This is a genomic window from Okeania sp. SIO2B9 (assembly GCF_010672505.1).
Lineage (GTDB): Bacteria > Cyanobacteriota > Cyanobacteriia > Cyanobacteriales > Microcoleaceae > Okeania > Okeania hirsuta.
On the sequence record NZ_JAAHGK010000064.1, the window covers coordinates 1 to 11698 of the forward strand.

Consider the following 11698-nt stretch of genomic DNA (forward strand, 5'->3'; position numbering starts at 1 on the left):
GGAGTTTCGGGTGTTACAGTTAGTGGATAACGGTCAATTGCTTTTTGTAGAGGTGATGAATAGATACAAGATTGAGCAACCATAATCATATCTCCTTTATAAATAAATGCAAAATATTATTTAAGATTTTTCAGGCAAATCTAGAGTTTTTTATATTTAATAAGTAATTCTATTAGAACCGTAATTATTGCCTAAAAATTACAGTATAAATTTTAGCATCAAATCAAGTTTGGATCAATATTTGAAAGTGCTAAAATTAGGTTTAGTTTGAGTTTACTAAACTCGATCTACTTTGAAAAAAATCAGAGTGTTGTGAAACTGATTACTGTTAACAATAGTGGTGATTAATGTATGAAACTAAGTAAGGAAGCGATCGCGAGCACTACTGATATTAAGTTCGATTGGATACTTACTTGCATTTTATAGAAACAGACCCAAGGAGGTTATATAATAGAGTTGTCGCTAAATAGATATAAAAAATATCCACAACCTAGACAGGGTAATTATTTTGAGTCTTTTGATCTATAAATAACTACAAGCTTTACATAGGGGGGTTTCTACAATTTTTTAGTTTATCAAGCGACAAGTCTAATATATTTACATAAATATAATGCTCTACTTTTTGAAGTACAGACTTCTCAGGATTTTTGCTGACTAGCATGGCCTTCACTTTTGATATTTAAGAAATAAATTAGAATATAATTTGTCATTTCTAGAGTTTTTGTTTCAAAATATTAAGTAAAGATGAGTTGAGAGTATTACCTATGTTTCCATTCTTTGCTAAACCCTGCTGTGGCTGGGACTTTTTTCAACCAGAGTCTCGTAAAGTCCATCAGGAAAATAAACTGAAATTCCTCAAGTGGATGCGAGATGATCTAGAAACTAGATTAGCTGGACTTAATGCGGCCATTCAAACCATTGAACGCCAGATTAATCAAGATCAACCTTCTTAATGTTATAGAGTTGATCATCCACCGAGAAAGCCTTGGAGTGCATTACTCCTAACACTTTAACTACAGTTATTTTTTCTGGGGCGCATAATATTACGCCCCTTACTTTGAGAATATTGGAATTACCCAAGTAATATAATTTCTCACTGATTAAAGCTACAGAACTAATCTTTTAGTCCTTGACAATAAATTTAAAGGTGTTGGTGAATCAAACTATGAATTAAGATATTTGGACTAACTGTAATCAACATCAGAATTATGAATACCCCTTTCATTACTTGCTCCCGAACTTGCTCCCGAACAACCCGTAAACGAAATAATCTGTAGGGACTTTGTATTCAAAGTCCCTACCTATTCCCTATTCCCTAAGCACGAAAATCATAGCTAAATTCACCAACGCCAATTTAAATTGTCAGGCAACATTGGTATAATATAAATGATTTCTTCTTCTTTGTTACTGTTTTATCTTTTAATATCTACAGCTTTCCTCCAAGTCTAATCACAACCCCATTCTCAGTCACTCATTGACTACTGAATACTTCTTCAAAATTTCCTAGAGATTTTCTACACACCCATGCCGAGGATGACTATAGCAAAATATGATAGAAGCTATCAATCAAGTTACCCCTTTCCAGGCTTTGGCCCTTCAAGTCCAGGCGAAAGCAGTAAATCAGGCCAACGATCGGGAATCTGCGCGATCGCTGATTCAATCAACCATCAATCACCTAGCCAAACAAATAGCTGCTAGTAAAGCTTTTATTGGCCTAAACTGTAAATTAGTTTTACTGCCAGAATATTTTCTCACAGGTTTTCCGATGGCCGAGTCTTTGACAAGTTGGGCAAATAAAGCGTGTTTAGAAATGACTGACCCCATCTACGATCGCCTAGGAGAGATTGCTCAAAAAAATGATATTTTTCTAGGGGGCAATGCTTATGAAGTTGACCCCAACTTTCCCGAATTATATTTTCAAAGCTGCTTTCTCATTGACCCCAGTGGCAATATCGTATTGCGCTATCGCCGTCTTAACTCCATGTTTGCTCCTACTCCCCACGATGTATGGGATAAATATCTCGACTGTTATGGTTTAGAGGGAGTATTTCCCGTTGCTAAAACAGCGATCGGTAATTTTGCTGCCTTTGCCTCCGATGAAATTTTATTTCCAGAAGTGACCCGATGTTTGGCAATGCGTGGAGCAGAAATTTTACTGCATCCTACTTCAGAAGTTTATGGGCAAGCGCGATCGCCAAAAGAAGCAGCGAAAGTTTCTCGTGCTGTGGAAAATATGATGTATGTGATATCTGCTAATACTGCAGGTATTGCCAATACTCCCATTCCTGAAGCTTCCGTTGATGGGGGTTCTAAAATTATCGACTACCGAGGTTTAATATTAGCGGAAACGGGTGCAGGGGAAAGCATGGCCGCCTATGGTGAAATTGATATTATGGGTCTCCGCAACTATCGCTCTCAAGTGGGAATGAAAAATTTATTAGCAAGGCAACGATGGGATATTTATGCAGAAAGTTATCGTCAGTTTCATGCTTATCCTGCTAATACTATGGATGGTGGAGTAGTTGAGCGAAAACATTTTATTGAAACTCAACGTGCAACTATTGAAAAGTTGAGAAAAGAAGGTATTATATGAGGAACAAGGGAGTAGGGAGTAGGGAGTAGGGAGTAGGGAGTAGGGAATATATTGAAACTTACCTTACTATTGAAGTAATTAAGATAGGTTTTTTCAACTAACTCCTACGACCTTCTTCACATCATATTATCGCTGAAAAAATGTAAGCATTCAGCTATTAGCGTTCAGCGCTTCAGATGCATGAAAGAAAGAATCAAGCAATAACCAAGGTTAGCTGAAAGGACTATTTCATTTCCTGCGGAATGCTGCGCAAACATCACTTTTCATTATCCTTGAATACTAATTACTTTTTCCAAGATAATTACTTAATAACTCATAGCTGATAGCTGACCGCTGAATGCTTACGAAAAAATATATAATATTATGTCCGGTTGAATAGTTATAAATAACGAGAGAGGAGTCAGGAGTCAGGAGTCAGGAGAAACGGGGAATTTAGAGGAGGTAGAAGTAAGAATTGTTCCTCAATTTTTCAGTCCTTGATTTGCCCAAAATGCGCTCCTTTTTGAACGTTTTAAACTAAAACAAGCGCATTTTCTTGGGATCTCAGAAGACACTTACCTTTATCTGTCAATGCTTTGATAGTTAATCAGCAAATCCTAATTATCCGGACATAATATACAGTGGTTTCCTTTGCTATGAGGTACAGTCCAATCTTCTTAGTTTTTGACTTCTGAATTCTGCCTTAAAATAAGGTGTGCCTGATTACATTGGAAAGTGCTGTAAGTACCACCTACCACCTAAAACCTACTACCTACGACCTTCTTCAATAGCCATAATAATACAGATAAAATTTATAACCTCCAATACTCCAACAGGAAAAAATCGTGAAATAAATCAAATATTTTAAAAAGTTATCTGCTGGTACAAAACCGCATAAATTTAAAAACAAAGATTTCACAAATTGACCCTGTTGTTCTGACTTTTGTTTGTTAGTTTCACCTAATAGATAATTTTCCAGATTTGTCAATATACAAGTTTCTTGATTTAGTTGCCATTGAATCACCATTAGTGGTATCCAAACTAAATAAATCAATAACAATTTATTAGGTAATAGCCATCCAGTCAAGGTAAAAATCAAGACAGAAGTATGTAATATTTTGAGCAAAAAAACAATTAATTTTTTATCCAGAGATAATTCATTCATCAACTTTTAAACCACCAAGGGTTAATTATAGAATTTACTTTACTTAAAATCGATTTTTTCCGCATAAATCTTTTCATACCATCAACTCCCATTCGAGAAGCACCTAAACCGGAAAACTTAAAAGAATTTTTTTCTCCTTCATTGATAAATGCTGTTAAACCCGCATCATTAATACTAATACCTCCAGCATTTATCTGACTAGCAACTGCTAAAGCTTCAGCTTCAGAACCAGCAAAAACAGCAGCACTTAATCCATAAATTGTATCATTTGCTAATTTTACCGCCTCTTCAACAGTAGTAAAAGACATCACAGGTATTATTGGTCCAAAAGTTTCCTCAGTCATTATTTTCATACTATGATTTACATGATTTAAAACTGTGGGTAAACACCAGAAACCACCATCTAAATTTTCGACATTTCCTCCACAATGAATAACCGCACCTTTAGCCACAGCATCTTGTAAATGTTCTCTAATAATCTCAGCTTGTTTTGTGGAAATAATTGGTCCGATTTCTCCAGATTCAACATTGGGATAAGCTAATTTCAGACCTTTAGCTTTTTCGGTAAGTTTAGTAATAAATTCTATCAAAATTGATTCGGCCACATAAATACGTTCAATTGATAAACATGACTGCCCCGCATTAACAACTGAAGCCCATAAAAGTGCCGATGTTGCTAACTCTAAATCTGCTGAAGCTAACACTATTGCCGGGTCTTTACCTCCCAATTCTAAACAAGCTGGAATAAATCTTTTTGCTGCTGCTTCGGCAACTTTTTTACCTGTGGCAACACTACCAGTAAAACAAATAAAATCTACATATTCTATTAAAGCTGCGCCAGTTTCTCCAGATCCTTCAATATAAGTAAAAACATCACACAACAAGGGAATATTAGCAATAGTGTCTAACAGAGGTTGGATAAATCTCGGAGTAATTTCACTTGGTTTAATTGCCACAGCACAACCAGCAATTAAAGCTGGAATTGCATCGATTAAAGAAAGTAATAAAGGAAAATTCCAGGGACTAATAATACCAACTAACTGATAAGGTGAAAATTGATTTTGTAGTTGAATAAATTGAATTGTTGTAGTTTTGGTTGACTCAGTTGATAAGAGTTGCGGTGCTAACTTACACCATCTATCTATACTATTAGTCACAGAGTCCATTTCTAGTCTTGATTCTATTAGTCTACCTGTATCATTTACTAATGCCTGTATTAGTTTTTCCCGATGAGAAAATATAGTTTCTTTCCATTGTTGTATTGCCTGAATACGTTGTTCTATTCCACACTTTTCCCACTCAATTTGAGCAGATCGTAAATTAAGACATTTAGTAGCAATTTGTTCTACAGTTGGTTGGGTAATGAAATAATCATTTATACCAGTGCGCGGGTTACGAATTTTCATTTGATTGACCATATTAAATCAGGGGGTTTGGGACATTTTAGTTGGGGATTATATCAAATTTGGTTGAATACTTATTATATAGTTGGGGGAGTAGGGGAGATTTACGGCAGATTTAAGGTAAATGAGGTACAAATTATGAATGGTAGTCAGATATATAAAAGGTGCATATTCCGCACCCTAAATCGTCAATTTAATCGACAAGGAACAGCAGAATCTCTGATATAGAATTCGGTTATACAGTATGTGTTTATAATTCTATAACTACTTCAATATTCAATCTCCCCTACTCCTCCACCCCTTAGTCCCTACATGATATAAACTCCTCCACTTGCTCCCAAACTTTATCTAATAAACCTGTTGCTGCTGCATCAAACCATTCAATTTCTGGGTACGCTCGAAACCAAGTCCGTTGTCGCTTGGCAAACTGACGAGTATGTAAAACTGTTGCATCTATCGCCTCAGTTAAACTAATATCCCCTGCCAAATATTGTTTCATCTCTGCATAACCCAATGTATCTAACAATGGCAACTCCGCACCATATTTTTCACACAAAAATTTGACTTCCTCCACTAACCCAACTTCCACCATTTTATTAGTCCGATAACGAATACGATCGCCCAAAACTTCCACATCACAGTCTAACCCGATCTGCAAAATAGGATAATTTGGTGGGTTTTCTCCCTGCTGTTGAGAAATGGGTTTCCCACTCACATAAAAAACTTCCAATGCTCGCAAGGTTCGTACCGCATCATTAGGGTGAATTTTTTGAGCAGCAATTCCATCAACTTGTTGTAACATTTCGTAACATTGTTTTTGACCTAAATCTGCTAACTGCGATCGCAACTTTTCATTAGGCCCAACTCTAGGAATCTTTAAACCTTTAACTACTGCCTTAATATATAGACCCGTACCCCCCACTAATAAACTCGGATATACCACATCAGTTTGACTAATTAAATCTTGTGCCTGTTCCTGATATTCTGCTAAAGTCAAAATCTCTGTGGGTTCACAAATATCTACTAAGTAATGAGGTACTAATTCCCGTTCTTTTGTAGTTACTTTTGCCGTTCCAATGTTAAAATATTTATACACTTGACGAGAATCTGCACTAATAATCGCCGATCCTAGTCTTTGGGCTAAATCCAAGGCTAATCCAGATTTACCTGTAGCAGTAGGCCCACAAATAGTAATTAACATTATTAACCAGTTTGAACCTTCCATAGGTTAGCATAAACTCCCGCATTTGCCAATAAGTCTTTATGCTGGCCAAATTCTACTATTTTACCCTTTTCCATAACGTAGATACAATCAGCATTACGGATAGTAGATAGACGGTGGGCGATCGCTATTGTTGTCCGATTTTGAGTAATCCGTTCGAGCGATCGCTGAATAGATACTTCTGTTTCGTTATCCACTGCGGAAGTTGCCTCATCCAAAATCAAAATAGGTGGATTCTTCAAAACAGCTCTGGCAATAGCTATGCGCTGTCGCTGGCCTCCCGACAACTTCTGACCCCTTTCGCCCACTATTGTCTGATAACCTTCTGGAAGTTGCACAATATAATCGTGAGCTTCTGCCACTTTCGCTGCCTCAATTATCTCTGCCTCCGTCGCCTCAAAACTGCCGTAGGCAATATTCTCTGCCACTGTACCGTGAAATAAGAATAAGTCCTGACTCACTAACCCAATACAGCGACGTAAATCCTTTAACTCCAACTTTTGTAATTCGATGCCATCTAATAAGATACTACCGGATTGTGCTTTGTAGAAACGCAGCAGAAGTTTAACTAAAGTGCTTTTGCCCGAACCTGTAGAACCAGCGATGCCAATAGTTTTTCCAGTGGGCACTCTCAGAGAGAAATTTTCCAGCAGCGGTGGGCGATCGCGATAACCAAAAGTAACGTTGGAAAATTCTACTTCGCCGCGCACTTTATTCCCTGGTAAAGATATTTTTCCAGAAGGAGTCGTTAGTGGTGTATCAAGCAGATTCATTATTCGGGCAGTGGATGCCATCGCACGTTCGTAGAGGTCAAGAACATTTCCCATTATTACCAAAGGCAATAGTACTTGTTGCGCTAGTAATATTAACGTACTGTAGATTCCCACTGACAGTTTCCCTTCCACCACCTCCATCCCACCAAAAACCATAATGCCTGTAAAAGATAGAACTATAACCAGGCGAATTAGAGGTGTAAAAGCCGCCGAAACAGCGATCGCCCGTTCGTTACTTTCCCGATAAGCTTTGCTTTCTGCCGCTACACGCTCGACTTCATAATCTTCAGCAGTAAAGCTTTTGATAGTAGTCATTCCCGTCAAATTATTGTTCAACCGACCGTTAAGCAAATCTACCTTTTCCCTGACTTCTGCGTAACGAGGAGCTAAACCGCGCTGAAAAGCAATGGATACAAACCCGACTAGGGGCATGGGTATTATTGCCATCCAAGCAACGCTTGGGGCTAAACTTAGAAAAGTTATCATCACAAAGATAATCGTTATCGTTACCTGGAGTATTTGATTGATTCCGACATCTAAAAAGCGCTCTAGTTGGTTGATATCGTCGCTGACGACGGACATCAACCCCCCGGTGCTGCGGTCTTCAAAAAACTCCATTTCCATTTGCTGTAAGTGTTTGTAACTATCTAAGCGCAAGTCATCTTCTATTCTCTGGGACAGATTCCGCCACAACCTCGCTTGGGCATATTCAAAGATAGATTCTAAGGACCGAATTGTTGCTGTAGCTAGGGATAATACTAATAACTGTAGGAAAATATCTTTAACTCCCAATCGAGCTATAAAAGAATCTTCTTGTTTGACAATTACATCTACCGCAGCTCCCACAGTCACTGGGGAGACCAGGCTCGATATTTTATTGAGTATAGAACACAAATTCGCCAGCCAGAATTGTAGGCGATAGTTCTTGGCATAGTCAATTAAGCGCTTTAGGGAATTGACATTATTTTTCGACGATACCTCTACTGTTGGCTCTTTTGAATCTGTTTCTATTTTTAAGGTTTCCATAACTCTTGCTTGTTCATTGTTCCTATTTTTTAAGATACAGCTCGAAGTTTCAGTTCAATTGCTTGACAATTTGAGTTCGAGATGTTAATTTATCAGAAACTTGCTATTTGACTCTACCATAACTTGACTTTTATGAAAACCAATACCGAAAATTTGTCCTCAACTACCCCTCCCATTTTCATTCTCTGCTGCGAGCGCTCTGGCTCATCACTACTTCGCTATATTTTAGATACACATCCAGATATTGCTAGTCCTGCTGAACTCAATTTAGCAAAATTGTGTCGTTCCCTATATGTTTTTATTGAAAGTACGATGGGGCAAATTTCTAGTTGGTCGGAAGAATCCCAAAAAAAACACGCCATAGCTGAGGAGGTAAGACAAATTATATTTAGCGTGATGACAAAATATGCGAAAAGTAAAAACAAGTTAATGTGGTGTGAAAAATCGCCAAGCAATATAGATAATGTTGCTTGGCTCGAAACAGTATTTCCAGATAGCAAATATATATGTTTGCACCGTCACGCTATGGACGTAGTTCAGTCTTGTCTTGAAGCCACGAAGTATTCGTTTATGCCAGAGCAATTAAGCTATGTTTGTCGTAATTCTGGAAATATTGTAGGTGCAATGTTAGAGAATTGGATTGTGAAAACAAAAGCTCTTTTAGAATTTGAGAAGAAACATAAAACTCAATGTTTCCGAATTAAGTACGAGTCTTACGTTCTCAATCCAGGTCTATCTTTGGGAACTATGTTTGAATTTTTAAATGTTTCTTGGGATGAATCGCTCTTGGAAAAAGTATTCTCGGTTCAGCATGATGGAGGTTTTGAAGATCAGAAGTTGCAATTTTCTCAGAGCATTCATTCACGATCGATAGGTAAGGGAGCAACGATTAAACGTAGATTTATTCCCAATGATCTACTAGGACAGATGAACGAGCTGCTTGCGGAACTAGACTACCCGATAGTCGATACGAATTGGGATAGCGTTCTATCCCTAGACAATCAACTCAATTCAGATTCAACGTTAGAAACTTTGACTTCCACTTTAGAGGATATTTTTACACAAATCTTTCCCCCACGTTTACAGGAACTGAAAGAAGCACTGGAAGGTAATCCTGTTATCTATCAAATAATAGTCGTGGGTAAAAATGCCGGAATTTGGACAATTGATTTGACTAAGCCTAAGAATCAAATAAGTAAAGAGAAGGCGGAACGAAATGCCGATTGTGTGGCTCGAGTTTCGGCAAAGGATCTGGTAGAGCTCGTTAATGGTAATACCAATCCAGTAGAGTTGCAAATGCAAGAAAAACTTCAGATTACTGGCGATGCAAAACTAGCCGAAATATTCTGCTTGTTTTTAGTGGGGCGATTACAATCGTATCAATCATCGGTAAGTTGCTGGTGGCAAAGACACTCTACTGATATTGAGGAAAGCCACAAATCAGCCTTATAGAACCAGCAGGCACGGCGATCACTCAAAGATGCTCCCGATTCGAGCAAAGTAGTGCGCACTTCAGAGTGAGACGAAAGACTTTATTTATAGGAAATACAGTAATTTTTTCGACCATCTTGACAAAAGCATTGCAGAACTTCTACTATCACAAATAGCCTTCGGCGATCACTTAGAGAGTCAGGATGATTTTTCAGCAACTACCTTTATAAAGGAGAAAAATGACAAAGGAATATCGTTACAAAAGTAAAAACCCAAACCATCCTTATGTAAAGGAGTACATTCACCAAATCACAGAAGGCGGTACCGGGTTTGTTTGGGAAGAATTTCAGAATAAGGTTCTTCAAAACTGCCAAACAATTTACGACTGTGGTTGTGGTTTGGGTAGGCTTTTTCACAATCTTTCCCACGCCGATGTAATTGTTGCTGCCGAGTTAGATCCGCCACGATTTAAACACGCAGTCTTAAAAGCCAAGGCAATTGTAGAAAAAAATTCTGAATTGGAAGCTATGTTAGACCAGAGGGGAGATAAATACGATGCCTTATTAGATGAAATTGACAAAAAAGAATATCATTTCGGCAACTTTCATCTATTCAATAATAGCATGACTGAGGTGGAACCACTACGAGAATATGCTCCCTTCGACACTATCATTTCGGGTCAAGTTTTTCCTCATGTGACATTTGATTTGGTTCAGGGAGCGCTTTCAGCTTTTTACTCTTTGCTGAAATCTGAAGGAATCTTGACAATATTCACAACCAAAACAAAGGGCGAGCCATTGCAACACCTAAAAAGTAAGAGAGATGGTTCTCCTTTGTTAAAAATTGGCAGAAAGGAGTTTGCTGACGTATTTAAGTCGGAAATGGGAAAAGTTTTACCCATCAGATATTACAGTTTTGACTTGTTTAAATCAATTCTACAGAATCCTTTTTCAGAATCTATGAAGGAAATTTTTGCAGAAGAATTCGCTACAGCATCAAGTGAAGTGAATCCCTCATTCCAAATCATTGATTGGGTTGTTTATCGAGGAGAACAGGTAAACGGTTTTTATGAGGATTATGACAGGGCACAGAAACTACTGGGGATTCAGTGTCCGATTCAACCAAGGGACTTTGCCAAATCTGAGTTTGATGAAAGAACGGTAAAATTATTAAGAAGTTTTGCTGCTTGGATTGAGTCAAGTATAAATAAATATGATTGGAAAGAAGGTTTGCTCACAGATATGATGATTCTGGCTAAAAAAGCCAAATAAGATTGCTGGAGCTAGGGGAGGATATGAAGCAATTATCATATCCTCCTTCAACCCTACCTACTTACCGAAAATTTGTGGGTATGCGCCTCCCTTTTTAAAGGATAAAAAAAGAGACTACTCCTTATATCAAGCCTCCTTATTCCAGAGGTACTGATAACTAAAATGACTAGCTCTTAATACGCCCAACTATCATACCATTTTACCGTTCCTTGGTCTGCTAATATCCAAGAACGGTTGACTAGATTTTCTCGCAGGGGTGGTAAATTTTTCCGCAACAAAACATATTTATAAACAATTCTCCTTCCCGCACTTTCATTAAATGGAATCTCCCCAAACCAGGTATTTTGATTAATATACTCCAATGGATATGCTTTGCTAAGATCCCAATTGCCTAACTCTGGACAATCTCCGGTTACGACTACAGTTTCCCCTATTTTAGTAGCTATCCCATTTAACTGTGCCCGCACTATCATTTTTCCTTTGACGTGGTTACCAATATAGCTAAGGACAATCCCTTGCTTAGGCCCCAATTCCAATTTCAAAATCTTACCATCCTTGACTACAAACTGGCGATCGCTAACAAGGCAACTATACTCCCCATCTTTCAACTCTGTATCTTCTAAAGAAAGCTCCACTTTATGTTCTGTCCTATTCATTGCTACCAAGCAGCGAGAATCTTGATAACGTCGCAGATAGCAGTAAATATCGGCAGAAATATACTTTTCCACATGACTTCCCAGAGACACTGCCGGATTTAGTCGTCGCAACTTGGATAACAAATGCAAATCCTGATAGAGTCGAGTAGAACAATCCCACTTTTCCATCATCGGGCGAT

10 protein-coding genes are annotated in these 11698 nt (G+C 37.9%); 5 read left to right on the plus strand and 5 right to left on the minus strand.

Annotated elements, in window-relative coordinates:
* Positions 1-764: 764 nt before the first annotated feature.
* Positions 765-953, plus strand: a complete 189-nt coding sequence (locus tag F6K13_RS04285) for a hypothetical protein (RefSeq protein WP_124145392.1) — start codon at positions 765-767, stop codon at positions 951-953.
* A 596-nt stretch (positions 954-1549) separates the two neighbouring features.
* Complete coding sequence (locus F6K13_RS04290) at positions 1550-2593, plus strand: nitrilase-related carbon-nitrogen hydrolase (protein WP_124154357.1); 1044 nt, start codon at positions 1550-1552, stop codon at positions 2591-2593.
* A 763-nt stretch (positions 2594-3356) separates the two neighbouring features.
* Here the strand turns inward: F6K13_RS04290 and F6K13_RS04295 are convergent.
* Both F6K13_RS04295 and F6K13_RS04300 read right to left on the minus strand, forming a co-directional pair.
* Complete coding sequence (locus F6K13_RS04295; RefSeq protein WP_124145390.1) at positions 3357-3737, minus strand: DUF2784 family protein; 381 nt, start codon at positions 3735-3737, stop codon at positions 3357-3359.
* Positions 3737-5143 carry an aldehyde dehydrogenase family protein gene (locus F6K13_RS04300; RefSeq protein WP_287286893.1) on the minus strand — a complete coding sequence of 469 codons (1407 nt, stop codon included), beginning with the start codon at positions 5141-5143 and terminating at the stop codon, positions 3737-3739. Before F6K13_RS04300 ends, F6K13_RS04295 begins: the two co-directional genes overlap by 1 nt.
* 27 nt (positions 5144-5170) lie before the next feature.
* On the opposite strand from F6K13_RS04300, the gene F6K13_RS04305 reads away from it, so the two are divergent.
* Positions 5171-5368: a hypothetical protein gene (locus F6K13_RS04305; protein WP_124145388.1), complete on the plus strand. Its 198-nt coding sequence runs from the start codon at positions 5171-5173 to the stop codon at positions 5366-5368.
* A 73-nt stretch (positions 5369-5441) separates the two neighbouring features.
* Here F6K13_RS04305 and miaA read toward each other — a convergent pair whose 3' ends face one another.
* Together miaA and F6K13_RS04315 are read right to left on the minus strand one after the other, a co-directional pair.
* Complete coding sequence (gene miaA / locus F6K13_RS04310; protein WP_205127394.1) at positions 5442-6365, minus strand: tRNA (adenosine(37)-N6)-dimethylallyltransferase MiaA; 924 nt, start codon at positions 6363-6365, stop codon at positions 5442-5444.
* Entirely contained in the window at positions 6344-8161 is a 1818-nt protein-coding gene (locus F6K13_RS04315; RefSeq protein WP_124145387.1) for an ABC transporter ATP-binding protein, read from the minus strand. Before F6K13_RS04315 ends, miaA begins: the two co-directional genes overlap by 22 nt.
* A 132-nt stretch (positions 8162-8293) precedes the next feature.
* Here F6K13_RS04315 and F6K13_RS04320 point away from each other — a divergent pair, with 132 nt between their 5' ends.
* Both F6K13_RS04320 and F6K13_RS04325 read left to right on the plus strand, forming a co-directional pair.
* Entirely contained in the window at positions 8294-9613 is a 1320-nt protein-coding gene (locus F6K13_RS04320; RefSeq protein WP_124154358.1) for a sulfotransferase, read from the plus strand.
* 218 nt (positions 9614-9831) lie between these two features.
* Positions 9832-10863 carry a class I SAM-dependent methyltransferase gene (locus F6K13_RS04325; protein WP_124145385.1) on the plus strand — a complete coding sequence of 344 codons (1032 nt, stop codon included), beginning with the start codon at positions 9832-9834 and terminating at the stop codon, positions 10861-10863.
* 173 nt (positions 10864-11036) lie between these two features.
* Here F6K13_RS04325 and F6K13_RS04330 read toward each other — a convergent pair.
* Positions 11037-11698, minus strand: a 662-nt coding sequence (locus tag F6K13_RS04330; RefSeq protein WP_287286896.1) for a CBM20 domain-containing protein, incomplete at its 5' end; no start/stop codon positions are given.

Bases quoted from the DNA above. Each gene is read 5' to 3' on its own strand.
- F6K13_RS04285 (WP_124145392.1), top strand. From the start codon at position 765: ATGTTTCCATTCTTTGCTAAACCCTGCTGTGGCTGGGACTTTTTTCAA.
- F6K13_RS04290 (WP_124154357.1), top strand. From the start codon at position 1,550: ATGATAGAAGCTATCAATCAAGTTACCCCTTTCCAGGCTTTGGCCCTT.
- F6K13_RS04295 (WP_124145390.1), bottom strand. From the start codon at position 3,737: ATGAATGAATTATCTCTGGATAAAAAATTAATTGTTTTTTTGCTCAAA.
- F6K13_RS04300 (WP_287286893.1), bottom strand. From the start codon at position 5,143: ATGAAAATTCGTAACCCGCGCACTGGTATAAATGATTATTTCATTACC.
- miaA (WP_205127394.1), bottom strand. From the start codon at position 6,365: ATGGAAGGTTCAAACTGGTTAATAATGTTAATTACTATTTGTGGGCCT.
- F6K13_RS04315 (WP_124145387.1), bottom strand. From the start codon at position 8,161: ATGGAAACCTTAAAAATAGAAACAGATTCAAAAGAGCCAACAGTAGAG.
- F6K13_RS04320 (WP_124154358.1), top strand. From the start codon at position 8,294: ATGAAAACCAATACCGAAAATTTGTCCTCAACTACCCCTCCCATTTTC.
- F6K13_RS04325 (WP_124145385.1), top strand. From the start codon at position 9,832: ATGACAAAGGAATATCGTTACAAAAGTAAAAACCCAAACCATCCTTAT.